This is a genomic window from Alteromonas gracilis (genome assembly GCF_002993325.1).
Classification (GTDB): domain Bacteria; phylum Pseudomonadota; class Gammaproteobacteria; order Enterobacterales; family Alteromonadaceae; genus Alteromonas; species Alteromonas gracilis.
Genome location: NZ_PVNO01000003.1, coordinates 1 through 23,760, shown reverse-complemented (window position 1 = coordinate 23,760; position 23,760 = coordinate 1). Strand labels below are relative to the sequence as shown.

At 44.4% G+C, this 23,760-nt stretch carries 22 protein-coding genes; 11 read left to right on the top strand and 11 right to left on the bottom strand.

Features of this window, described 5'->3' with window-relative positions; translation table 11 throughout:
- The first annotated feature begins 1 nt into the window (after nucleotide 1).
- A complete protein-coding gene (gene recD / locus C6Y39_RS02170; protein ID WP_105929695.1) occupies nucleotides 2-2,149 on the top strand; it encodes an exodeoxyribonuclease V subunit alpha in 2,148 nt (715 codons plus the stop codon).
- Between the two features lie 46 nt (nucleotides 2,150-2,195).
- Here recD and C6Y39_RS02165 read toward each other — a convergent pair whose 3' ends face one another.
- Complete coding sequence (locus tag C6Y39_RS02165) at nucleotides 2,196-2,603, bottom strand: hypothetical protein (RefSeq protein WP_105929694.1); 408 nt, start codon at nucleotides 2,601-2,603, stop codon at nucleotides 2,196-2,198.
- Between the two features lie 160 nt (nucleotides 2,604-2,763).
- Between C6Y39_RS02165 and C6Y39_RS02160 the strand changes: the two genes are divergently transcribed.
- On the top strand, nucleotides 2,764-3,081 hold the full coding sequence (locus C6Y39_RS02160) for a hypothetical protein (RefSeq protein WP_105929693.1): 318 nt from the start codon (nucleotides 2,764-2,766) through the stop codon (nucleotides 3,079-3,081).
- 18 nt (nucleotides 3,082-3,099) lie between these two features.
- Here C6Y39_RS02160 and C6Y39_RS02155 read toward each other — a convergent pair whose 3' ends face one another.
- The 3 genes from C6Y39_RS02155 to C6Y39_RS02145 form a co-directional block, all read right to left on the bottom strand.
- Entirely contained in the window at nucleotides 3,100-3,672 is a 573-nt protein-coding gene (locus tag C6Y39_RS02155) for a DNA-3-methyladenine glycosylase (protein WP_105929692.1), read from the bottom strand.
- Nucleotides 3,673-3,687: 15 nt separating this feature from the next.
- Nucleotides 3,688-3,906 (bottom strand): hypervirulence associated TUDOR domain-containing protein, encoded by a 219-nt coding sequence (locus C6Y39_RS02150; RefSeq protein WP_105929691.1) that lies wholly within the window; start codon nucleotides 3,904-3,906, stop codon nucleotides 3,688-3,690.
- 117 nt (nucleotides 3,907-4,023) lie between these two features.
- Nucleotides 4,024-4,896, bottom strand: a complete 873-nt coding sequence (locus tag C6Y39_RS02145; protein WP_105929690.1) for an EamA family transporter — start codon at nucleotides 4,894-4,896, stop codon at nucleotides 4,024-4,026.
- 445 nt (nucleotides 4,897-5,341) lie between these two features.
- Between C6Y39_RS02145 and C6Y39_RS02140 the strand changes: the two genes are divergently transcribed.
- Nucleotides 5,342-6,196: a hypothetical protein gene (locus C6Y39_RS02140; protein ID WP_205664124.1), complete on the top strand. Its 855-nt coding sequence runs from the start codon at nucleotides 5,342-5,344 to the stop codon at nucleotides 6,194-6,196.
- Nucleotides 6,197-6,327: 131 nt separating this feature from the next.
- Here the strand turns inward: C6Y39_RS02140 and C6Y39_RS02135 are convergent, their stop codons facing one another.
- From C6Y39_RS02135 to C6Y39_RS02125, 3 genes are all read right to left on the bottom strand, one after another.
- Entirely contained in the window at nucleotides 6,328-7,368 is a 1,041-nt protein-coding gene (locus C6Y39_RS02135; protein ID WP_105929689.1) for a methionine synthase, read from the bottom strand.
- Between the two features lie 131 nt (nucleotides 7,369-7,499).
- The gene (locus tag C6Y39_RS02130; RefSeq protein WP_420808449.1) at nucleotides 7,500-8,486 is read right to left on the bottom strand and encodes a DUF1852 domain-containing protein; all 987 of its coding nucleotides are present in this window, start codon (nucleotides 8,484-8,486) and stop codon (nucleotides 7,500-7,502) included.
- A gap of 171 nt (nucleotides 8,487-8,657) precedes the next feature.
- Nucleotides 8,658-8,921 carry a DUF7218 family protein gene (locus C6Y39_RS02125; protein ID WP_105929688.1) on the bottom strand — a complete coding sequence of 88 codons (264 nt, stop codon included), beginning with the start codon at nucleotides 8,919-8,921 and terminating at the stop codon, nucleotides 8,658-8,660.
- Between the two features lie 374 nt (nucleotides 8,922-9,295).
- On the opposite strand from C6Y39_RS02125, the gene C6Y39_RS02120 reads away from it, so the two are divergent.
- On the top strand, nucleotides 9,296-10,477 hold the full coding sequence (locus C6Y39_RS02120) for a pyridoxal phosphate-dependent aminotransferase (RefSeq protein ID WP_105929687.1): 1,182 nt from the start codon (nucleotides 9,296-9,298) through the stop codon (nucleotides 10,475-10,477).
- Between the two features lie 172 nt (nucleotides 10,478-10,649).
- On the opposite strand, the gene C6Y39_RS02115 is transcribed toward C6Y39_RS02120, so the two are convergent.
- The 4 genes from C6Y39_RS02115 to trhP form a co-directional block, all read right to left on the bottom strand.
- Nucleotides 10,650-11,825: a saccharopine dehydrogenase family protein gene (locus C6Y39_RS02115; RefSeq protein ID WP_105929686.1), complete on the bottom strand. Its 1,176-nt coding sequence runs from the start codon at nucleotides 11,823-11,825 to the stop codon at nucleotides 10,650-10,652.
- A gap of 136 nt (nucleotides 11,826-11,961) precedes the next feature.
- Nucleotides 11,962-13,173 carry an aminotransferase class I/II-fold pyridoxal phosphate-dependent enzyme gene (locus C6Y39_RS02110; RefSeq protein ID WP_105929685.1) on the bottom strand — a complete coding sequence of 404 codons (1,212 nt, stop codon included), beginning with the start codon at nucleotides 13,171-13,173 and terminating at the stop codon, nucleotides 11,962-11,964.
- Between the two features lie 117 nt (nucleotides 13,174-13,290).
- Entirely contained in the window at nucleotides 13,291-13,536 is a 246-nt protein-coding gene (locus tag C6Y39_RS02105) for a YfhL family 4Fe-4S dicluster ferredoxin (RefSeq protein ID WP_105929684.1), read from the bottom strand.
- A 3-nt stretch (nucleotides 13,537-13,539) separates the two neighbouring features.
- Complete coding sequence (trhP, locus tag C6Y39_RS02100; protein ID WP_205664122.1) at nucleotides 13,540-15,036, bottom strand: prephenate-dependent tRNA uridine(34) hydroxylase TrhP; 1,497 nt, start codon at nucleotides 15,034-15,036, stop codon at nucleotides 13,540-13,542.
- 276 nt (nucleotides 15,037-15,312) lie between these two features.
- Here trhP and C6Y39_RS02095 point away from each other — a divergent pair, with 276 nt between their 5' ends.
- From C6Y39_RS02095 to C6Y39_RS02060, 7 genes are all read left to right on the top strand, one after another.
- Complete coding sequence (locus C6Y39_RS02095) at nucleotides 15,313-17,760, top strand: zinc-dependent metalloprotease (RefSeq protein ID WP_105929683.1); 2,448 nt, start codon at nucleotides 15,313-15,315, stop codon at nucleotides 17,758-17,760.
- 766 nt (nucleotides 17,761-18,526) lie between these two features.
- Nucleotides 18,527-19,483, top strand: a complete 957-nt coding sequence (locus C6Y39_RS02085; RefSeq protein WP_240618786.1) for a LysR family transcriptional regulator — start codon at nucleotides 18,527-18,529, stop codon at nucleotides 19,481-19,483.
- Between the two features lie 200 nt (nucleotides 19,484-19,683).
- On the top strand, nucleotides 19,684-20,031 hold the full coding sequence (locus C6Y39_RS02080; protein WP_105929681.1) for a RidA family protein: 348 nt from the start codon (nucleotides 19,684-19,686) through the stop codon (nucleotides 20,029-20,031).
- Nucleotides 20,032-20,067: 36 nt separating this feature from the next.
- Nucleotides 20,068-20,895 (top strand): PhzF family phenazine biosynthesis protein, encoded by an 828-nt coding sequence (locus C6Y39_RS02075; RefSeq protein ID WP_105929680.1) that lies wholly within the window; start codon nucleotides 20,068-20,070, stop codon nucleotides 20,893-20,895.
- 26 nt (nucleotides 20,896-20,921) lie between these two features.
- Entirely contained in the window at nucleotides 20,922-21,392 is a 471-nt protein-coding gene (locus C6Y39_RS02070) for a RidA family protein (protein WP_276309274.1), read from the top strand.
- A 48-nt stretch (nucleotides 21,393-21,440) separates the two neighbouring features.
- Nucleotides 21,441-22,373: a nucleoside recognition domain-containing protein gene (locus tag C6Y39_RS18860; RefSeq protein ID WP_105929678.1), complete on the top strand. Its 933-nt coding sequence runs from the start codon at nucleotides 21,441-21,443 to the stop codon at nucleotides 22,371-22,373.
- Between the two features lie 218 nt (nucleotides 22,374-22,591).
- Nucleotides 22,592-23,752: an IS30 family transposase gene (locus C6Y39_RS02060; protein ID WP_105929651.1), complete on the top strand. Its 1,161-nt coding sequence runs from the start codon at nucleotides 22,592-22,594 to the stop codon at nucleotides 23,750-23,752.
- Nucleotides 23,753-23,760: the final 8 nt, after the last annotated feature.

Sequence of the window (23,760 nt, the reverse complement as noted above, 5' to 3'; positions counted from 1 at the left end):
CATGAACAACTATCAACAATCCGTGTCGTCGTTTTTCGATAATTTATTTGGCATTGAAGCCATCGATAAGTTCGTCGCAAAAGAGTTTGGCTTTGTAGAACCGCTTTCTGAAAGCGATGCTTTAATATGGGCAGGTTTATTGGTACACCTATCGTACATGCAGCGAAATGGCCATAGTTGTGTTTATTTAAAAGATGTTGCGGGAACGACGCTTTTTAAAGAGGTAGCACCTTCGGCGGCAAGTAGTATTGCTGAGCAACCATCTGGCGACGTACTTCAATCAGACGAAATTCATGCAAGCGCACGAGAAGAAAAAGCGCTTAAAACAGGCTTTGTGTTACCAGAATTAACGCCTCTACTTAAAATTGTGAAAAGTGCGCTTAAAAACGAGCAGGTTGCTCAGCTGTTCGTCTATGACAATGGCAAACTTTACAGCCGTCGCTACTATGAGTTTGAACAAGAGGTAGCGAGAAACGTTGTGAAGCGAGAAGCGCTCGAGCCGTTAAATGAAGAGGCTAGCGAAAAAGTTAAGCAGCTTTGGCCTGCTATATTCCCCACACAGACCACAGAGCATCAGGACTGGCAGCAAATCGCCGTTGCTAAGAGTTTGATGCAGCGCTTTTGCGTGATAAACGGCGGACCGGGAACGGGGAAAACCTATACTGTGCTGCGCTTATTACTCGCGCTCCAGGCGAGTAATGAGAACTTAAAAATTGTACTGGCAGCGCCTACCGGTAAAGCGCAGCAGCGCATGACTGAGTCTATTATAAGCAGTATAGAAGGACTTCGCGGCAAGGTAGACGATAGTGCCCTTGATAAAGTGCCTACCGATGCCGTAACCCTGCACAGATTGCTAGGGCTTCGCGAATTCGGCGTTTCAACAAAGTACAACCAGTATAACCAATTGACTGCTGACGTACTCATAGTAGATGAGGCAAGTATGGTCGATTTAGCGTTAATGACCCGCATCGTTAGGGCATTGCCAGAGCATGCTCGGCTTTATCTTATCGGCGACGCCGACCAGTTGCCTGCGGTGGAGCTTGGCAACGTGCTAGAACAACTCGTTAGTGACGAAACAGTGGTTTTTGACAAGAGTGATAATGCTATTTCAAGTAACGCAAGTACTCGTGATGACGCGCTTTCAATGGGAGGCGTGCCTTCTTTAATGCGACAGAGTATCGCAACGCTTTGCCCACATCTCCCCTTGTTGCCTGTAAATGAGGAAGCCAAAACATATGTGGCGACACTTCAGGCACCGCAGCGCTTCAAGGGGCAGGTGGCAAAGGTGGCGACGGCCATTCAGCGTGGCGATGCTAATGAAGCAATTGCCGCCATTGGTGAACATGACAGTGGCGATGAAAAGACAAAAATTACGTCAAATGCACTGTTAGGCTTGAAAGCTGGCGTTCATCTTTTGCCAGAACAACAAGTAAATACTCGAGATTTACAGAAGCTTGCAAAAGAAAGCTTCTTGCCAATATTTGATGCGAAAAGCGCTGAAGACGCGCTTAGTTGCCTAAATTATGTCCGATGGCTCACACCAGTACGAAAGGGTGTGATGGGTGTTGAAGGTTTGAACGGTCTTGTATTCGACGCCATTAAGCACAAAATTAAAAAGCGAGAAGGGCACTTCTATCAGGGCCAGCCGATAATGATAGTAAAAAATCATCATCCTCAGCGACTTTCAAACGGCGAAGTTGGCGTAATTTGGCCAGACAGTAAGGGTAAACTTTATGCTTGGTTTTACCAAGATACAAAAAATGAAGGCGAAGTTTCAAGTGCAGATAACAAACAACGCGTAAATGTGAGTCACGGGCAGCAAAAGCAAGCGCTTCGCAGCATATCACTGTCCAGAGTTCCGCAGTTCGAAACCGTATATGCAATGACTATTCATAAATCCCAGGGCTCTGAATTTAACCATGTAGTACTGATTTTGCCGAAGCCTGACAGCGAAAAAGCCGCTAACCTTTTTCATCGAGGCTTGGTCTACACCGGGTTAACCCGTTCAAAAGATGGTTGCTTAATCATAGCTGATAACAACACGTTTACTGGTATGGTTGCGAAGGTTGATAAGCGTTATTCTGGGCTGTCAGAAGCGATAAAACGAATCACTGCCAAAGCGCAGGACTTAGTGCTAGAAGACGATTAGAAATAAGTACTCTGACCCCTAAACTTTTGAGGGGCAGAGTACCTTTCTATCTCACAGGGGTAAAAAGGCACAGGCCGTGTTTGTTGATATCTATGGGTGTTTTGCTTATTAAATAGATACGGGTCGGTGACGTGACGCGAAGGATCCCTCCTTCTGCTTTTAAAAACTGAGAAGGAAGAATCACTGACTTGTCGTCAGAGTCACTGCTGGTTGTTTCAGTTTTCACCGCAAAGTAAGATAACCCGCCGTGATCGAGCCAGCCTAATATATTATCTGGCGTCGCCACAAAATTATCGTGTTTTAATACGCTACTGTGCAGCGTAATGTTGGCGCCAAAAACCGGCTTGGTTTCTATTGCCATTTGGGTATTGGGTTTCAGGTGCAGCCGATAAAGACCATGAGGTTCTGGTACGATCTCGTTGTTTGCATCTGTACTGTTCACTAACGTAAGCATACTAAGTTTCGCATGGAAGTTCTGATGGTTTTATTGTGGTGGACTTATGGCTAGACTGCATTGACGTGGATCAAGTAGACTCAAAAGCCGTGGTGGGCCGGTATAAATCGAACGCCTGCCTTAAAAAGTAGAAGCAATTTAGCAATTATTGAGAGACGTAGTGACAGATACCCTAACTAGCGTGCACTTTCGCTTAACAAAGTTGGATGCCATGCAAGCATATACACTAAAACGTGAAATTGAGGGCGCGTACTTCATTAAGCGCGATGACACTGATGTATTTGTAGGTATGGTGCCTTTAAAAGAAACGCTGTTCGACGAGCTAAACGATTATGTTATTCGTCAGCAAATTCAATATGATGCTTGCGATATACTTGTAGAGGCGAAAAACACAACAGGGGAAGTAGCGGTACCAAGGGTGGTAAACAAACTGCTCAAATATATCGACTGTAAGCTAACTTACACTTGCTCTGCATAGCATCAACACGCTCTAATCTTAATGCTTCATTACAAACCGCCAAGGCAATTTGGCATCATGCTCGGCATAATCAATACCAATGCGAGGTGAGCTTATAATATTCTCATGGCAAACCGGAGAGGCGTTGCCTTCAATCCAAACAGTGGCTTTATCTAAAATAGATATGCCATTTAGTGCAGGCGTTAAACCGAGAGCTTGAGACAGCTTTGCAGGGCCGGAACATAAATTCCGAGTCGGTGTTTTTGTTCCTCTGCGCTCTCGCATGGTGTCTAAGCCGACAGTGGGCTTTATTGCTCTAACGAGAACCGAGTCCGCAAAGCCCGATTCATTCGTGACAATATTAAACATGCTGTGATAGCCATAAACGGAATAGATATAGGCAATACCACCTTGGTTTTTGAGTACATCAATAGATGAAGGTCTTCGCACAAGGTGCTTTTGCATGGCTAAATCGCAGCTTTCACAATATGCCTCGGTCTCGATAATGATACCGCCAGTAAGTGTGCCGTCTACCTTGCTATAAAGGGAGGCGCCAATGAGCGACTTGGCGATACCAACAACATCGTTTTTAATGAAAAAAGACCGTTGCATAACAAGCAAAACAGATTAAGACGACTTCTTGAGCTCACTATGAGATTTTAAAACCTTGCTGCCATCATCTTGCTCTATAAGGTAAGCTGGGTCGCTATCGCTTGCTTCACGTTTAACTGATGAGCCCTTAATTGTGCGCTCAACATCACTGGTAAATTTTTCTCTAATATTGCCAGTAGCGCTACCATTACCCCATTCCCATTCAACTTCTGTATTTACAGCGTAGTGTTTCATCGCATTATTCCCTGTGTTCTTGAAAGTTAGCGCCCGTATACTGCTTAAACGGTACGGGTAAGCGCTAAGTTCATAAATCAGAGAAAAAGCGATGAAAAGCACGGCAAACTTTAAGAGCTAAGATAAGGTCTCGACCTGTTTTTGCCTCTGAGTAATAGAGCTGCCAGCAGTAGCAATAACCACCAACGCCACCGCAAACCACTGCGAAAGGGTGAGGGTTTCATCAATAATGATAAATGCCGCTATTGCCGCGACGGCTGGCTCGACACTCATCATTATACTGAACGTTTGTTTCGGCATATTGCGCATAGCACTCATCTCTAATGTATAGGGGATAGCAGACGAAAATATGCCTACAGCGCAGCCTATAAGAATAACGTCGATGTTTAGCAAAGCGCTTCCTTGGCTTATTACGCCAATGGGTACAACGCACATAGCGGCTACCAACATGCCCAAGGTTACCGTAACACCGCCAGACCCTTCGTTACCTGTTTTATTACCAAACACGATGTAGCCAGCCCAGAAAGCACCTGCAGTAAGTGCAAAGATAACACCGAGTGGATCTAAGCTTTCTGAAGAGGCTCCGCCAATATCAGGAAGTAGCAAGCAAACGCCAGCAACGGCCAAAAGAGCCCACGCGAAATCTCGCTTTTTTCTCGCACTAAAAAAAGCCACAGCTAGCGGGCCAGTGAACTCAAGAGCAACACCAATACCAAGAGGAATGCGGGCAATGGCAAGATAAAAAATGATATTCATTGCACCTAAGCAGGCGCCATAAAAGAAAACGTTCCGCCATCCTTTCGCGCTTAAGCGCGCACGCCAGGGTCTAAAAATACCTGTCAAAATTAATGCGGCGAAAAAAGCGCGAAGGGCGCTTGTTCCCTCAGGTCCTACAATTGGAAAGAGCTGTTTGGCAAACGAAGCACCGGATTGAATGGTTATCATGGCCAGCAGCACTGCGACAATGGCCAGTAAAAAACGTTGATTCACAATGTATTACAACTTGGATAAGACAAAATTAAATTATATTTCTTCTAGAAATGAAAAGCTTGTCTATAAGGGAAAGTAGTGAAAATTAATGTTGAATAGCAGAGGATATAAAGTGAAGTTTGGTGTTACTTTACGTAGTAAAATAGAATAAAACACAGCAAAGTTGTAATGTGTTCAAAAGAGCATGCACAGTGTCTTTTAAGCACAATGCTAACGGCAGTTAAATTGATGTTTAAATTCCGGTGTAGCAACGCTCTATTGTGCTATTACGTTAGCTTAAAACGCATGAACTCTTACATATTAGTATGTATCGCTACCATCGCCTATACTGAAGTGCGAACGTAATTCAGGCATTATTTTTCTAGATACATTGTTCACCGTATCCACCAATCACGCAGTGTGGGTGATAGTAGTCGGTTGATATTTCCTAATTTAAGGAAAGCACTTGTTTACAATTACCCAGTTACATATCGATATTGCGCGCAACGCTACTGATGATTTTAATTTATTTCACGACCCTATGCGGTGGCAGCGAATATCGGGCAACCCATTTCAAGGAACTATCGCGCTTGGGTTTCAACTTGGTTTATTCATAGAAACTCAAATTCACCGAGGTGCGTCTAACATCAAACCAAGACGCTATTCAGTCTACGAATTTACCTTCGTAAATCCCGCCAAAGAGGGAGACGACCTAAGCTTAATGTTCAAGGCTCCAAGGGTTTCACAGACGGAGCAGGGTGAACAGGAATCACAGCGTTTGATTTTAAAGGCGTCGGGTAAGCCGAGTTTAATGGGGTTTTATCGGCAGTCAGATTTTATGTCGGTAAAAAGCCCTTTGGTGAAATATAAAAAAGAAGACATTGCTCGACTAGCGGACAGAACGTTACTAGATGGGGATGTGTTTCTAAAGCGGAAATGGATGATAGTTGGTAATGCTAAAAATTATTTGTTGAGCGCCTTTGCTGACCAATCACGATATATTGACGAATTCGCAGATAAAGTGCGCTTTCCACAATTTTACCCACTGTCTCTGATGTCTTCAGCCATGCTAGAAAGAGCCCAGGCTCTTAGTTACGATTTAATTAAAAACCCGATGATCTACATATCGCAAAATTTATGCATTGACAACGACCAGCTCGAGCAACTAAAAAGTAACGACTGTTTAAATATGCTTGTTGCGCCTGTGGAGTCTGACTCTGGTCATCTTACTTGCGCGGGATGGGTAAAAAGTGAATCTCCACTTTTTTGCGCCGAAGTGAGACTTATGCCTCTATCAGATATGCTCGTTAATAATCGTTAACTAGGCCAAATTTTCAGAGTAAATTTATTATTCATTAAAAAAACCGACGCTGAAAAACGCCGGTTTTGCTTTTACTCTATATGAATTGATCTACATTTTGTAAGCTACAGGCACAACCGAAACGGCCTCTGTTAAGCCGTTCGTCTTAGCGCTAATTCTTGTCTTACAATGTCGGCACCTGCACTTAATGCCTCGAGCTTACCTCGCGCAACAGCGCGAGAAAGTGGCGCCATGCCGCAATTAGTGCAAGGGTAAAGCTTGTCTGCATCCACATACTTTAACGCTTCACGCAAGGTAGCTGCTACTTCTTCGGGGGTCTCTATCGAGTCTGTTGCAACATCAATAGCGCCTACCATTACCTTTTTTCCTTTAAGAAGCGAAATCAGCTCAATAGGAACATGGGAGTTATGACACTCTAGCGAAACCATATCAATATTGGACTTTGCTAGTTTAGGAAAGCTTTCTTCGTATTGACGCCATTCCGTACCCAGTGTTTTCTTCCAGTCTGTATTGGCTTTGATACCGTATCCGTAGCAAATATGAACAGCGGTTTCACATTTCAGCCCTTCAATAGCACGCTCTAATGCCGCGATACCCCATTCATTCACTTCATCGAAGAACACGTTAAAAGATGGCTCGTCAAACTGGATTATATCTACACCCGCAGCCTCTAGTTCTTTCGCCTCTTGGTTTAAAATTTTTGCAAATTCCCATGCAAGCTTTTCGCGGCTTTTATAGTGGTCGTCATACAAGGTATCGACCATAGTCATTGGGCCTGGAAGTGCCCATTTAATAGGTTGAACAGTCTGGCTTCTTAAAAACTTCGCATCTTCAACAAATACCGATTTTGGTCGCGTAACCGCTTGGGTTACAACAGGTACGCTAGCATCGTAACGATTGCGAATACGCACGGTTTTACGGTTTTCAAAATCTACGCCATCAAGATGTTCTATGAAAGTGGTCACAAAGTGCTGACGGGTTTGTTCTCCGTCGCAAACAATGTCGATGCCAGAAGCGGTCTGCTCCTGAAGCGTAACGCGCAGCGCATCTTTTTTACCTTCTTCCAGCGCTTCACTTTCTAACTTCCAAGGCGACCATAGCGTTTCAGGTTCTGCCAGCCATGATGGTTTTGGAAGACTGCCTGCAATAGAGGTGGGGAGTAGTTTTTTCATGTAGTTTGGTTTCTTTTAATCAATAATTCGGATAGGTGAATACAGGGCAGGGCATATTACCCTTCTCATTGATATTTCGAATTCAACTAGCCCTGTTTGAACGTGATGAGCCGCGCTAAAAGAGCAAGCTTTTAAGCATAGCTAGCCGTAAATTGCTGTAGCTTGTGTTGATAAGGCTTCAGAAAATTATCTTCTACAAACTTGCCTTGCTCAACAGCGAGCTGGCTGCGCTCTTCACGGTCATACACAATGCGCGTTACCGAATGGTCGCTATTTTTTAAGTCCGGCTTGTAGCTTAGACCCGCTTGTGCGTTTGCGTTGTAAATTTCTGGGCGATAGATTTTCTGGAACGTCTCCATGGTCGCAATCGTGCTAATAAGCTCTAGATTGGTGTAGTCGTTTAGCAAATCGCCGAAGAAATAAAAAGCAAATGGCGCGGCGCTATTGTGCGGCATGAAATAGCGCACGTTTAAGCCCATTTTTTTAAAATATTGCTCAGTTAGCGACGTTTCACTAGGCTGATATTCCACACCTAATACAGGGTGCTGGTTCTCTGTTCGGCGGTAGGTTTTGTTGTCAGAAACACTCAAGCAAATTACTGGCAGCTTTGAAAAGTGTGTTTTATAGGCTTCTGAATTAACAAAGTATCTAAAAAGTTTGCCGTGCAGGTCGCCAAAGTCGTTGGGTACACTAAAAGATGACTGCCCACGGTTATGATTCGATAGACGAACGCTAAAATCATAATCGCGCACGTAAGACGAGAAGTTGTTACCCACGATACCTTGGGTGCGTTTACCGGTTTGATTATCGATGATATTGGTTTGCAATATCTCGATAGTGGGGAAGGTGTTGCCATTTCCTTCTATATCAATATCTACCGATACTATTTCTAGTTCAACGGCATAACGGTCTCCACGTTCATTGTCCCAGCTAGCTAGTGCATTAAAGCGGTTGTTAATCATACTTAATGCATCGCGTAAGTTTTCTTTGCGGCGTTCACCCCGTGCTAAATTGGCAAAATTTGTGGTAATGCGCGTATTGTCTGACGGGTGATAATCTTCATCAAACTTAACGCTGTTAATAGTAAAAGAGAAATTTGTGTCCACGTTACTGTTCATGAGAATGCGCTTCTATTCAAAAGATTAAACCGAGTGTTGTAACTGCTGTAAAAGCTATAGGTACGTTATACGGGGTTTTATTTATGAATAAAAATGACTTAATTTCATTTTTGTATGAAATATTCTCATTAAATATTTTACGCTGCTATTTAGATAACGGTGTTCCCGCCATTAGTGGTTGCGCAGCGCGTCGATCAGCTCGTCTTTGTTCATGTTTGAGCGGCCTTCAATACCTACTTCTTTTGCTTTTTGGTAAAGCTCATCTTTAGTGCGGTCCTCGTACTTCTTGCCTTTTCCGCCATCCTTTGAAGGCGTTTGTTTACTGTTTGCTTGCGCATTGGCAATACGCGCTGACTTCTCCTTGCTGTAGCCTTCATCGCGAAGCGCTTCGTAAGTATCGTCGTTTTTAATTTGAGCACCGTGATCCCTAGCCATTTTGAGACTCCTGTTTTCCAATGTATTTAAAGCTAAAAAGTTAACTTTGTTTCATACTCTGTATTCACCAAGATGGTTTAGCTTCATATGAATGACAATCGATGCTTTTTGAAAAACTGCTAAAAAGGAGCGTCTAAAAGTTGCCGCTACTGTTACAAAAAATGTCATTCATCGCAAAAGTTCAAATGCTCAAATTACCGCTGCACCGCAATGTAACGGCTTAACACGTTAAAACTTCTTGTATTGTCAACTTTAGTGCGTTTCATGCACGCAAAAAGTGCATTTGAGTCAATGGTTTACGTTTTTTATCCTATTGCACGTTCAAAATTAAGTCTTTAGTCTAAAGATATTGTAGATGGAAGGCAGAGCGAAATATGAATAAAAATGTACAACAAACCACGGTGAATTCGTCACGTCGCAATTGGTTGAAGTCAGTGGGTTTAGGCGCTGGTGCAGTGGCATTAACTACTAGTGTCGACAGTATTATGGGTGACCTTCGAGCAGCAGGTATGCCAACCGAACACTTTCCATCAGCCACCCCTAATGTGAACGACGGTCTTATTCGCTTATCGTCAAACGAAAATGCCTTTGGCCCATCAAAGAAAGCTGTAAAAGCGATGCAAAGCGAGCTTTTAAATCTAGCACGTTACACTGATGCTACCGTTGAAGTATTAGCGCAAAAAATTGCAGAGCAAGAGGGCGTATCTGCCGACCAAATTGTTATTACCAACGGCTCATCACCTATTCTTTTTGGCTACGCTGACTGGATTACGAAAAATGGCAACAAACTAGTTACCTCTATGGCAACCTATGAAGGGGTGCCGCGAGGGGCTGAGTTTATGGGGGCAGATGTCACTTATGTCCCCCTTGCGGCAGACATGACATTTGACCTTGATGCGATTGAGGCAGCTGTAACCGAAGATACTACCGCCGTGTATGTATGCAATCCAAATAACCCTACGGGGAGCATGGTCGATGCAGCCAAACTGACTGCTTTTGCAAAGCGTGTGTCAAAGAAAGCACAGGTGTTTATCGATGAGGCCTACATTGAAATGTCTGATGCTTATCCAGCTAATGTTCAGTCTAAGCTAGTAGCAGAAGGTCACAACGTGGTGATATGCCGCACCTTTTCTAAGATTCATGCGATGGCAGGCCAGCGTTTAGGGTACGCCATTATGCCTGCCGAACAAGCTAAAACTATGGGTGGCATGCTACGCATGGGTGGTGTGAACTATTTGGCATTAGTGGCGGGTATGGCAAGTATGGACGACCATGCGAACTTAAACACAATGCGTTCACGCATTAAAACCGAGCGTGAAAAGCTAGTGAAAGTGGCCGAGGAGTTAAACCAGCCGTATGCACCAAATCCGCAGGGGAATTTCATCTATATAGATACGGGTATGCCGCACGATGTATTCGCGGAAAAAATGAAAGCTCAGGGTATAAAGGTGGTAGGGCGCACATGGCCAGGCTACGACTCATGGTCACGGATCAGTGTCGGCACGCCTTCAGAAACAGATGCGTGCGCTAAAGCATTAAAAGCAGTACTTGCTTAGAAAAAACAATAATAACACCTAGCGCAGAAAGAAAAGGCCGAACACTAATAGTGTTCGGCCTTTTTAATGGTAGTTGAGCAAAAATGCACGCTACTCTTTGATAGAGTAGGACTAAACTTAAACTTTACTTTAGTTCTTGCTTTAGCTCTTACTTAAGCCTCTATTTTAGCTCTTATTTTTCGATAGCAAACGTTAAGCCTGCTTTCTCTTCTAGGCGGTTTATTAGCTTATCACCAAGAGCAGCCGCTGGTGTGAAAAAGCCGCCAGATAGGTTTACGTCTTTACACAAGCAAAGCGCCGATTCTGAAATCATCTTACTAGTAGAGCCATAACCTGGGTCTTTATCACCTTTAACCGATACGGCTAGCATATCGCCATTCGTTGGGGTACCCACAAACACGACATCGTAAAAGCCGTTTTCACGCTCTTCTTTGCTTGGGCCTTCACCTGGCTTAGGGCCATCGTCGCTTGCAAGCGATTTATCTTTAGCAACGTGGTTGGCCATAGCCTCACCTTTCTCGCCGGGGCCTGTCATCATCATTTCATCATACTGGAAGTTCTTCCCATAGGCATATCCACCTAAATAGTTGGTGCGATGAACGTTTTTTGTATTGATTGCCGCCATAATGAAGGGGGCAACCCATGTACCTAATTGCTCGTCGAAATAAGGTTTGTTGCCGTCGGGCTGAGGCTGGTTTGATGCGCCATCGGTTAACGAATGCGGGTTGATAAGCGCGGCCATTACCGATTTGTCTTTGTGAGCAGCAGCCATGGTTGCTTTTAAGCTGGCAGCCGTGCCACCAGAGAAGGTTCCCTGCATCTTGCGAACGCGACCTTTAACGTATTCAATCACATCGCCAGTTTGCTTTTTAGCATGCGCTTGTAAGTAGTGAACACCTAAATCAAACGGTACTGAGTCGAAGCCGCAAGAAAATACAATGTTTGCGCCCGTTTCTTTGGCTTTCGCTTCATACTTATTGATCATCTGGTGCATCCACGCTGGCTCACCGCATAAATCTGTATACCCCGTACCATTATCAACACACGCACAGAGTAACTTTTCACCGTAAATTTGATAAGGACCCACTGTGGTGAGTACAACCGCAGTTCGCTTAGTCATAGCGTCTAGCGCGTCGGCATCATCACCGTCGGCTACAATGCTGGCAACACTATCACTAATACCCAGTTCCTGTTTTACATCGGTAAGTTTGGCTTCATTACGACCTGCAACTGCCCATTTCACACTGCTGTCATTACCATACTGCGCCTGAAAGTACTCAGCTACTAGCTTGCCCGTAAAACCTGTAGCACCGAAGATAACTACATCAAATTCCCGTTCGTTACTCATTGTTTTGTCCTGTCTTATTTCGTTTTGACACGTGTCATCAATCTACGATATCCAATATACGCACAAGCGCGGATATCTATCATTTTTTTCGGTAATATTTGTCTATTCACGAAATTAAACGGCAGGCGATAAACCCTTAGTTTAATGACTTAACAAACTTAGCTAGACGCGTTAATCCTTCGTTTAAGCGGTCCATATCGGTAGCGAAAGACAGCCTTACATAGTGGTCGGCATTGTGCTCGCCAAAATCATTGCCAGGGGTCAGTGCCACATGATGTTGTGAGAGCAGGGCGTCACAAAACTCAATAGCACTTAGCCCTGTGTGTTTAATATTGATGAAAGCGTAAAAGGCACCGTCTGGCTGGGCATCTAAACGAAGGCCGATTTTTTCGAGAGCATTAAAAACGAAAGAGGCCCGCTTTGTCAGGTTTATACGATTTTGTTCGCATTGCGCCAATGCCTCAGAAGTAAAACACGCAAGGGCGGCTTTTTGCGAAAGGGTGGAGGGGCAAATAAACAAGTTCTGCGCGAGCTTTTCAACGATGGGTGTCATCACTTCAGGCACAACACACCAGCCGAGACGCCAGCCGGTCATGCCAAAATATTTAGAGAAGCTATTGATAACCACTACAGTGTCTTGCAGCTTGTCATTAGCAAGTACGGTTCGAAGCTTGGCGTTCTTGTTGCTGGTTGACTGGCTAGCATCGTCATTAATAGAAAGCGAAAGATCCAAGTAAATCTCATCAACAATTAAGAAACCGCCGTTGGCATTGCAGTATTCGCCAATCTTAATCAACTCGTCTATATCAATCGCTGTACCTGTCGGATTGGCTGGGGTGGCGATAAGCACGCCTTTCGTGTTTTGCTTCCAATTATCGGCAACACTTTCAGCGGTTAATTGAAAGTTATCCTCGCTGCGTGTTGGCACCAGCGTTACTTCTGCGCCAAATGCGTTCAAAAAGCGTCGGTTACAGGGGTAAGATGGGTCGCCCAATATCACGTTATCGCCGGGTTCAACCAAGGCAGCACTTGCCAAAAGTAACGCACCAGACGCGCCGGCGGTTACGACCACCCGTGAAGGACTTATCTTTACGCCGTGTTTAGTTTCGTAAAAGCGGGCTATGGCTTCTCTTAGTTCAGGCATACCTAGCGCAGACGTATAAGGAAAATCTGGAATATTTAAGCTTTCTTTCATTGCCGCAAGTACAGGCTCGGGAGCGCCAAAATCTGGCTCACCAAGATTAAGACGAATAACATCTTTACCTTGCTTTTCTAGAGCAGAGGCCTTTTCGCCATAGGCCATGGCAAGAAACGGAGAGATAGCGGTAGCGCGAGAGGCAAACTTCAAAACAAAACCCTTATTAGTTGTGCCAGTTTAAACAGTTCTGCAATTAGGGATCACTCTTGAGTAGGATTCAAGAGAATTCTTTGAATAGTATGTTTAACCTGTTGGCTTACATCGTTGCTAAGTAGTTAAACGTATAAATTTCTCAGCTAACTCATCTAACGTTTCTTTCTTGTTCGGGTCTGGTTTAACGACATCTATAGGGCACACTGCCACGCAGGTAGGGGCATCGTAATGCCCCACGCATTCGGTACAACGATTAGCATCTATTTCGTACACGTTATTTCCCACGCTAATTGCCGAATTAGGGCACTCAGGTTCGCACATATCGCAGTTAATGCAGCTATCTAGAATAAGTAGTGCCATGAATTATACCTCGCTCACGCTCTGTTTTTTTACGGCACTATCCGGTTTGCGAAATGGGTTACGAGTATCAACGCCTTCATCCAGATTTCGTAGCAGAAGAGCAAAATCTAGGTCTACATCGCAAGGTAGAGGTATTCTAACCTGGTGCCCTGAACCTTTGGCATCGCTAATATTAAGGTTTTTCTTATCCAGCATTTCATTAAGCGCAAAGGTAATGTTTCCGCTTGGTGTCATCAGTTCTAGCGAGTCCCCTACACAGAATTTGTTTTTAACATCTATAATCGCAAAACCCGTTTCGTCGCAGCGGCCTAGCACTTCACCAACAAATTGCTGTTTATCGCTGACAGAATGCCCGTATTCGTAGTTCTGATACGTTTGGTGTGAGTGACGACGCAGGAAACCTTCCGTATAACCTCGATGAGCCAAGGTTTCCAAACTTCCCATTAGCGAGTTGTCGAAGGGTTTACCTGCTACTGCGTCGTCAATGGCTTTGCGATAAACTTGCGCTGTTCGAGCGCAGTAGTAATGTGATTTTGTGCGGCCTTCTATTTTTAAGCTATGCACGCCCATTTTGGTTAGACGGTCGACATGCTGAACGGCACGCAAGTCTTTCGAATTCATAATATAAGTGCCATGTTCGTCTTCAAAAGCAGGCATCAATTCGCCGGGCTTTTCTTTTTCTTCTAACATAAACACATGAGTAGTTGGCGCACCTTCACCAAGGGTGGGAATGACCGTTTGAGGTGCCGAAACGGCTTTATCAATTTCGGTGGCTTGAACGATATCACCGGTTTCGTTTTCGCTTCCCGCCTTAACATCATAAGACCAACGACAAGCATTGGTACAAGTGCCTTGGTTAGGATCTCGTTTATTCATGTAGCCAGACAATAAACAGCGCCCGGAGTACGCCATGCAAAGCGCGCCATGAACAAACACTTCTAATTCCATGTCTGGCACTTGCTCGCGGATTGTTTCAATTTCCTCAAGTGAAAGTTCTCTCGATAATATAACGCGCTCAATGCCTTGTTTCTGCCAAAACTTCACCGTGGCGTAGTTCACAGCATTGGCCTGAACACTTAAATGAATTGGCATGTGAGGGAATGCATCGCGCACCATCATGATAAGTCCGGGATCTGACATAATTAGCGCGTCAGGTTTCATAGCAATTACCGGCGCAATATCATTAAGGTAAGTGCCAAGCTTGCTGTTGTGAGGGGCAATATTGCTCACCACGTAGAATTTCTTGCCTAGGGCATGCGCTTCTTCTATACCTATCGCTAAGTTTTCGAGGCTAAATTCGTTATTTCTCACGCGTAGCGAGTAGCGGGGTTGACCAGCATAAACAGCGTCTGCTCCATAGGCAAAAGCGTAGCGCATATTGCGCAAGCTACCTGCTGGGGCGAGCAATTCTGGTGCGTTAAACGTTTGGTCGGAAAGTTTTAACGCTGAATCTTCGCATTGAATTGAAGAACTGTTACGAGAAGAAGTGTTTGAAGTCATATATAAAAACCGCTACTGGACGCCTTTAATAAGGCGGCGGATTCTATAAATACACCGTGAGGCCCTCAAGGCAAATCAGGCAAGGGGTTGATGGAGATCAAATTATTTCAGCATATTAGACTGAGCAGCAAGACAATTGCACTAAGACAAATGTAATGAGAACTTATAGCAAAACTAATCAATCACCTCAGTTGACGCACTAAAACGACGAATCACCATGGGCAAACGCCGCTAGGTAGGGTAGGCTAGTAATTCACAATAATAAGGACTAACTGCATGCTGCAATTGAATATTTTTCATAAAGCGGCGCGACAAATAAAAGCTTCCGGCAAATCGGCCATTGCCATTACGGTATTGTTTGTTGTGTCTACGTCTTCAGCTTGGGCAGCGCTGCCAAGCATTGGTGAATTCACTAGCGATATGACCAAAAAAGACGGTCTAATCCCTGTTTACTATGACGATGAAAGTGACAAAGTTTACTTGGCGGTGCCAACAGGTAACGCCGAATATTTGTTTCAAAGCAGCTTGCCCTACGGTGTAGGTTCAAACGATATAGGCCTTGATCGCGGACAGCTTGGCGATACCCGTTTGGTAAGCTTTGAAAAGTTTGGTAACAAGGTTTTGTTGAAGCAGCACAACACCAAATACCGTGCGGCCCACGGCAGCGACGCTGAAAAGCAAAGTATTGATGAAGCGTTTGCCGATTCGGTCATTGCCGGTTTCACGCTGGTAGCAAAAAGCGACAACGCCAGTCTTATCGATTACACGCCTTTTTTACTAAGTGATATTCACGGTATCGGTAACCGCATGGCGCGCACCAATCAAGGTAGCTTTAGCGTAGATAAAATGCGAAGCGGGGTGTACTTACCAAAAACCAAAGCCTTTGAAAAAAATACCGAGTTAGAAGCATTAGTCACTTTTGCTGGTAAAAAGCCGGGTGAATACGTTCAGCAAGTTACCCCCGACCCAGAAAGCGTGTCGGTGCACTTACATCATTCCTTTGTGGCACTGCCTGACGACAACTATACGCCTAGGGAGTACCACCCATACTCAGGCTATTGGAAATTTAGCTATTTCGATTACTCAACACCTATTAGTGAACCTACTGAGCAGCGTTTTATTACCCGCCATCGCTTAAACAAGAAAACGCCCCATGCAGCAATGAGCGAAGCAGTGGAGCCAATTGTGTATTACCTAGACCCAGGTATCCCAGAGCCGGTGATGACCGCGCTTAAAGAGGGGGCAAGCTGGTGGAACCAAGCCTATGAAGCTGCAGGCTACAAAGACGCGTTCCAGGTAAAAGTATTGCCTGAAGGTGCCGACCCTATGGACGTGCGCTACAACGTTATTAACTGGGTACATCGCGCAACGCGCGGCTGGTCTTATGGGTCGTCGGTTGTCGACCCACGTACAGGGGAAATTATCAAAGGTCACGTTACTTTAGGTTCGCTGCGAGTAAGGCAAGATTATTTAATTGCCCTTGGCCTAACCAGCCCTTTTAAAGACGGCAACACCGACACCACTTTGCAGCAAGAAATGGCGCTGGATCGCATTAGGCAGCTTTCTGCTCACGAAGTAGGGCACACACTAGGCATAGCGCACAACTTTGTGGCAAGTGAAAATAACCGTGCGTCGGTAATGGATTATCCTCACCCTAAAATAAGCATTAAAAACGGCAAGATTAGCCTTGAAGGCGCGTATGACAAAGGCATAGGCGCATGGGATATTCACGCCGTAGCGTATGGCTATCAAGACTTTGCCAGCGATGTAGAAGAATCCGAAGCCTTGGCAAAAATTATCGTTAAAGGTCGTAATGAAGGGTTAAGCTTTAAATCAGACCCAGATACCCGCAGTAGCCGTCATGCGTCAGCAAATGGTCATATGTGGGAAAATGGTAGTAACCCGCTAGATGCCTTCGATGAAATTTCACAAGTGCGCGAACTGGCGTTAGCCAATTTAGGTTTAGATACGTTAAGCCCGAACAGCAGCTTGTCGTCACTTGAAAATGCTTTAGTGCCCATTTACTTGTTACATCGCTATCAACTAGAAGCCGTAGCAAAGCAAGTAGGCGGCTTAGTGTACGAATATGAACGCAAAGGCGATTACACCCAAACGCAAGGGCAGCAATTTGTCGCACCCGCAGTGCAGCAGCGCGCTATGCAGCAGTTAATCACTGCTACTACGGCGGATTACCTTACTATATCTGAATCGGTACTCGCCCTTATTCCACCTACAGCGTACGGTGACGACATTACCCGCGAGCACTTCAAGGGTAAAATGGGGTTAATGTTAGACCCAGTTTCTGCGGCCGCTTCGGCGTCAAATTTTGCGTTTGAGTTGTTATTACACCCAGAGCGCCTGAACCGCTTAGAGTGGCAAGTAAAAAGCAGTAAAGATAGACGCAAAAAAGTGGGCGTTTCAATGCTGGTGAAGCAAATACTTAGCGTACACTGGTATAAAAATAAGTCGCAAAGTCCACTAGCAAAGCGCTTACAGTTAGTTGCATTAAATGCCGTGATGAAAGCGGTCACTAACGACAAGCTGGCGCCAGAAGTAAGAATGGAAGCTGAACTTGCTTTACTTGAATTTAGCGAGTGGCTAGATGATGAAGCTGACGACAATCAGTATGAGATATTGAAAGAACAGTTCAATACTTACTGGTCCAGTAAAACGTGGCCAAGTAGCTTCGAAGTAGAACCACTACCGCCAGGCTCGCCTATTTAAGGAAACTTGGTACAATGTTAGGAATAACAATGTAGTGCAGCTAAAAAATCTTGACCAAAAGCTGTTGCCGCAAAACAACGCTGCGGCACAGCTTACGTCTTTATTTGTTGCTATCCCTCTAATACTGATTCCGTTAGCCAAGAGCCTTAATGGCAACGGATTTCGCGGCTTGAATTACCTTTTCCCTAAGTTTATGTCACAGGTCGAGGGTGGGTTAGCCCAACTCAAACTACCGATCCTTTTGTGAAGACTTGTACCTGCTTTTTACAAAGCACGGTACATTTTTGCTTTATGTTAGATGAGTGTTGTCACCGTTAAATTGCACTTGTTTAATGTAACCACCTTCTTAAATTAAACGGGCTAAAAACCAATGGGAGCTAGCGTTATTGGAACGAGTTTGACCTGTGACTGAATGCCGCTTTGAACAAGTTAAAGACCTTCAAGAGGTGCATATCAGACGTCCTATTTTTTGCAAATATCATACGGTGGGTACCGGATAACGTAGCTTCGATTCAAATTCAAAGCAAACGCTTAAAAGCTAGGTCTTTGCATAGCATATAGACCGACCTCATTATTGAAAAAGCAAGTTTAATGCTGTTAATGGAACCTTATCGACATTAGCAATATGTCTTTTTAATACCGCAACTGCTAATTAATATGTTCTACAAAGATCTTCGAATAAACTTATCATTGAGTATTCCTTTTTAGGAAGTTGTAATAAAAAAAGCCCTCAAAAATGCCTTAAGAAAAGTATCAAAATTCAGATATGATAAGTATTTACATTCATGCTGAATCTGAATTTACTATGACACCAATTGACGGCCAACAATTTGATGAGCTAGCAGCATTAATTGCTGTAGCGGCTAATGGCTCATTTGTAGCAGCGGGGAAATGCCTTGGCAGACATTCTACAATAATTTCCAAGCGGATCGCTTCATTGGAGCAGCGCTTAGGTGTGCGTTTGGTTGAACGTACAACACGTCAAGTCCAGCTGACTGATGCTGCTAAACTCCTTGCTGAAAAGTATAGAGTCGCAACTGATCTTATAGTTGAAGCTCAGGAAGAGGTAGTAAAAGAAGCCGCAGAGCTTAGCGGAAGAATAAAACTCGCATTTCCGGCAACAATGGGGCGTTTATGGTTAGCGCAACAAATCCCCAGTTTTATGGCTATGTATCCGAAGTTAGAGGTGGATATCAACTACAGTGATAATTATGTCGATCTTATTGAAGGTGGATTTGACGCAGCCATAAGAATTGGCCATTTATCGGATAGTCGACTTTTAGCCCGAAAACTAACAAGGCATAAGCGAATTTTAGCCGCGTCTCCTAGTTACCTTAAACAATTCGGCCAGCCGCTTACACCAAGTGACTTACTTGCACATAACTGTATAGGCAACCCTAGCTTACACTCCTACCCAATTTGGCGTTTATCCGACGGAAATAAAACAGAGGCAATCAGAACCAACGGAACGCTGCTCACAAATGATAGTATTGCCATGCTAGAGGCTGCAAGGGCAGGTGTAGGTATATTGGGTGCGGGAGAATGGCTTGTTGCCCAAGATATTGAACAGGGAAAGCTATTTAGAATTCTTCCCGAATGGACATTTGATGGTGATGGGGGGATTTACCTAGTGCGCCCATCTCGCCACTATGTATCAGCACGCGCCGAAGTATTTGCTAATTGGATATCGTCGCTTTTCCAACCTTCACCTTGGTCAAACTAATAAAAACTTATTGCAGCATAATTTGCAGCTTTAAAATGCATTCCAAGTATATTGTGCATTTTCTTGCAGCCTGAGAAACTACCTCATACCTTGAAGCATTTGCTTCATCAAATCCGATATTGCTCTTAGAGTAAATGTGAAGTGTTATCCCTTTCATGTCGAATTAATCAAGGAGCAAGTTATCACGAGGGAGATTTCAAGTGGCGCATTTATCAACATCTATCAAAGCTGGCTCATTATTGTTTCTATCTGGTCGACTCGCATTTGATTCTGACGGCAAAATAACTGGAGACATTGAAAAGCAAACTGCACTGATCCTTGAACAACACTTTGATGAGTTATCGAAACATAATCTGCGTCCTGAAAATGTCGTCAAAGCTGGAGTTTGGCTGACTGAAAGAGATGACTTTCAGTCGTTTGATTCAGCCTATGCTCAGGCATTTGGTGACCATCGTCCTGCTAGGGCGACAGTCATTTCACAACTAGCGATCCATGGAGCGCTGATTGAAATCGATTTAGTTGCCTCCTTTGACTCAATTGTCGGCTAATCACTCTTCAAACATCCAGCATAGAAGGAACGTATCATGAATATTGAGCGTATATCGGCATTTTCAAACGGTTCATCGGGTGGAAATCCGGCCGGTGTTGTATTGTGCGAGACAATGCCAAATCCAGATATCATGCAGAGCCTCGCCGCCCAGATTGGCTACTCGGAAACTGCATTTGCTTCGCCACTAAACAAGGGGTGGAGAGTACGTTATTTTTCACCAGAAGTAGAAGTTGACTTCTGTGGTCACGCCACGATTGCTCTTGGCGCTGTACTTGCAAAAGCCATCGGAGCCGGAGAGTTTGATCTTACGCTTAATCAAGCAGAAATTCGTGTGGAAGGTTTCATTTCACAGCACAATTGGGGAGCATCATTTGTTTCCCCCTCAACCCGTAGTCAAGCATTAGAACCAAGTCTATTACAGGAAACCCTCGCTTTATTTGGTCTCAATAATGAAGATTTGGATATGCGTATTCCGCCAGCTGTAGCTTTTGCAGGAGGTACGCATCTCATTCTTACTATTAATAGTAGAGAAAAGCTAACACAGATGAATTACAACCAGAAGCAAGGGGCGAACTTGTCTAAACGCGCAGGTTTGGTGACGTTTAGTCTGATTTATCCAGAGAGTCACACGGTATTTCATTCGCGGAATCCATTCCCAATCGGAGGCGTTTTTGAAGATCCTGCGACGGGGGCCGCTGCCGCTGCATTGGGAGGATATCTGAGGGATATAAATTGGGAACACCGCGGGGCAATAACCGTTCACCAAGGCGATGACATGGGTATGCCCTCTCGCTTAAATGCAGAAATTTCCTCTGAAAAAGGTTCCGGCATAAGAGTATCAGGCTCTACAAGGACAATTTAATAAACGCATTAACGAAGGGCTCAATTATGGTATCTCCCGAACAAAGGCTCAGGTCGTTGAATATTACGTTACCACCTGCACCAAAGCCCGCTGGACTCTACCGCCCTGCGATTCAGGTTGGCAACATGCTGTATATATCAGGGCAAGGCCCAAGAGATAGTAAGGGGCATTTTCTCACCGGCAAATTAGGAGATGGGCTCGAAAAAAATGACGGTTACCGAGCAGCAAGTAATACTGCATTGCAACTTCTTGCTGTGGTTAAAGAGGTTATGGGTGACTTATCGTGCATTGATTCAGTAGTGAAAATCGTTGGTATGGTGCATGCCACAGAGGACTTTAAAGACCATGCCTCAGTTCTTGATGGGTGTTCTGAATTATTGGTCCATGTCTTGGGTGAAAGAGGTTATCACTCGCGCTCAGTAATGGGGGTAAGTTCACTTACTTTCGGCATGATCCTTCAGGTTGATGCCGTTTTTGCTTTAAAAACCAGTCACTAATAAATTCCCCAAACTTTCTCAAAGCCGATTAGCGAATAGGACTTCAAGATGTCCCTCATCGAAATTGTCATTGCCTCTGGCAAATCTTCAGTAGATATAGCGCTATATACACTTTTGCCTGTAATGGTGGTTATGCTCTGTCTGATGAAAGTGCTGGAGGCAATAGGCGTAATGGCTATTATTGTGAAAATGCTCGCGCCTATTTTAAAGCCATTCGGATTAACGGGCATGAGCACCTTAGCACTGATCCAGATGAATCTAATCAGTTTTGCAGCGCCGCTTGCGACACTTGCGATAATGCTAAGTCGAGGGGTCTCTGATCGGCACTTGGCTGCCACCTTGGCAATGCTTCTTGCCATGGGACAGGGCAATATTCTCTACCCGATGATACCTCTGGGGCTTAACTGGCCAGTTGCTATCGTGTTTTCCATCGCCGGAGGGCTGAGTGCAGCGTCATTTACGTGGTATTTTTCTGGAAAAAAATTGTCGTCCATTACATGTGGAAAAACTCAGGACGAGTTAACGTCTTCTCCGCCAAAAAAAGGAATTATCAACATTATTAATGATGCCGGTGCTGAGGCTATTCGCTTGTCGGTCAACGCCGTTCCAATGTTAACTTTATCAATCACAATCGTGGGTATCTTAACACAGATAGGCGCAGTAGCGGGATTTGAACGTCTGGTCACGCCGATACTTCATGTGATAAATGTCTCTCAGATCTATGTTGTGCCCTCTATCGCCAAATATTTGGGCGGAGGCACCGCATATTTAGTCGTAGCAAGTGATCTGGTGAACAGTAGTAATATTACTGCTGGAGAAATCAACAAGTCTGTTGGCTTTCTAATCCATACTTTTGATTTACCCGGCATCGGCATTTTTCTGGGGATATGTACTCGTATCATAGTAGTGTTTAAATACGCCTTGCCCGGCATACTTGTTGGCATTTTGATGCGAACAATACTGCATGGGCTTTACTTTTAAGGGCGATGCTGTGCACTAAGAATAGCACCTATGAGGAAAGACTTTTTCAGGATTAACCATCCGCTTACACGTCAATTGTAGCGACTCGAATACTAGTAATTCACTGATGGCAACTCGCTCATAACTATCAGTGAACCAGTTTCTTCCGAACGGCGGCTTTACGTCTTGAGTTCAATTGGTGAGTGCAACGCTATCCTTATTAAAGGAGGAATGTTGCCATGAAACAAAGAAAACGTATCTATTACTCACCAGAACAGAAAGCGCTTATTTGGGACAGATATAAGCGAGGTGATTCGCTGCATGATATAGCTAGAATGTTTGATCGCTTTCACTCTTCTATTATGCCAACTATTTATCAAACTGGTGGATTTCGGCCACCAGAACGAAAAAGACATCCACAGTCTCTCTCGCTTGATGAAAGAGAAGAAATATCACGATGCTTAGTCGGTAAACAATCCATTCGAGAAATTGCCAGACGTTTGTCCAGAGCGCCATCTACAATTAGCCGTGAAGTAAAAAGAAATGGTGGGTTGAAGCACTACCGCGCCGTGAAAGCTGAACAACGAGCATGGGATGAAGCATTGAGACCTAAGCCATGTAAGTTAATTGGATCCCCAGAGTTATGTAAACTAATAGCTGTTAAGCTTAAAAGGGCATGGTCGCCACAACAAATTGCGGGTTGGTTAAAGCGACAATACCCCGATAATCAGGAAATGTACGTGTCTCACGAAACCATCTATAAAACACTCTTCATTCAGACGCGAGGCGCTCTAAAGAAAGAGCTACAAAAGTTTTTGCGGTCAAAAAGAGCGGTTCGCAAATCTCGTCAATCTTCACTGAAAAGGTTAGGTCTAGGCAAAATCCCTGATGCTGTTTCTATAAGTGAACGACCTGCATCAGTTGAAGATAGAGCGATCCCTGGTCACTGGGAAGGCGACCTAATATGTGGCTCCAACAACAGTTACATAGCGACACTAGTAGAGAGGCACTCTCGATTCGTAATGCTGGCGAAAGTGGATGATAGTAGAACGTCGACCGTGATTGCTGCACTTATCAAGCACGCTCAAAAGCTACCTAAGGAACTATATAAATCTCTAACTTGGGACAGGGGGAGAGAAATTAAAGACCACAAACAATTCACACTAGCCACGGATATAAAAGTCTATCTTTGCGATCCTTACTCACCGTGGCAACGTGGTACCAATGAAAACACCAATCGATTACTACGACAGTATTTTCCAAAAAGTACCGACTTATCAGTACACAGCCAACAAAAACTTAGCAGTGTAGCGAGACAACTTAACGAAAGACCAAGAAAAACGTTAGACTATGAAACACCAGCACAGAGATTTAACCAATGTGTTGCGCCCATTGATTGAACTCAAGG

Coding starts and splice junctions, on each gene's coding strand:
- recD (WP_105929695.1), top strand. CDS start 2: ATGAACAACTATCAACAATCCGTGTCGTCGTTTTTCGATAATTTATTT.
- C6Y39_RS02165 (WP_105929694.1), bottom strand. CDS start 2,603: ATGCTTACGTTAGTGAACAGTACAGATGCAAACAACGAGATCGTACCA.
- C6Y39_RS02155 (WP_105929692.1), bottom strand. CDS start 3,672: ATGCAACGGTCTTTTTTCATTAAAAACGATGTTGTTGGTATCGCCAAG.
- C6Y39_RS02150 (WP_105929691.1), bottom strand. CDS start 3,906: ATGAAACACTACGCTGTAAATACAGAAGTTGAATGGGAATGGGGTAAT.
- C6Y39_RS02135 (WP_105929689.1), bottom strand. CDS start 7,368: ATGAAAAAACTACTCCCCACCTCTATTGCAGGCAGTCTTCCAAAACCA.
- C6Y39_RS02130 (WP_420808449.1), bottom strand. CDS start 8,486: ATGAACAGTAACGTGGACACAAATTTCTCTTTTACTATTAACAGCGTT.
- C6Y39_RS02125 (WP_105929688.1), bottom strand. CDS start 8,921: ATGGCTAGGGATCACGGTGCTCAAATTAAAAACGACGATACTTACGAA.
- C6Y39_RS02120 (WP_105929687.1), top strand. CDS start 9,296: ATGAATAAAAATGTACAACAAACCACGGTGAATTCGTCACGTCGCAAT.
- C6Y39_RS02115 (WP_105929686.1), bottom strand. CDS start 11,825: ATGAGTAACGAACGGGAATTTGATGTAGTTATCTTCGGTGCTACAGGT.
- C6Y39_RS02105 (WP_105929684.1), bottom strand. CDS start 13,536: ATGGCACTACTTATTCTAGATAGCTGCATTAACTGCGATATGTGCGAA.
- trhP (WP_205664122.1), bottom strand. CDS start 15,036: ATGACTTCAAACACTTCTTCTCGTAACAGTTCTTCAATTCAATGCGAA.
- C6Y39_RS02095 (WP_105929683.1), top strand. CDS start 15,313: ATGCTGCAATTGAATATTTTTCATAAAGCGGCGCGACAAATAAAAGCT.
- C6Y39_RS02085 (WP_240618786.1), top strand. CDS start 18,527: ATGATAAGTATTTACATTCATGCTGAATCTGAATTTACTATGACACCA.
- C6Y39_RS02075 (WP_105929680.1), top strand. CDS start 20,068: ATGAATATTGAGCGTATATCGGCATTTTCAAACGGTTCATCGGGTGGA.
- C6Y39_RS02070 (WP_276309274.1), top strand. CDS start 20,922: ATGGTATCTCCCGAACAAAGGCTCAGGTCGTTGAATATTACGTTACCA.
- C6Y39_RS18860 (WP_105929678.1), top strand. CDS start 21,441: ATGTCCCTCATCGAAATTGTCATTGCCTCTGGCAAATCTTCAGTAGAT.
- C6Y39_RS02060 (WP_105929651.1), top strand. CDS start 22,592: ATGAAACAAAGAAAACGTATCTATTACTCACCAGAACAGAAAGCGCTT.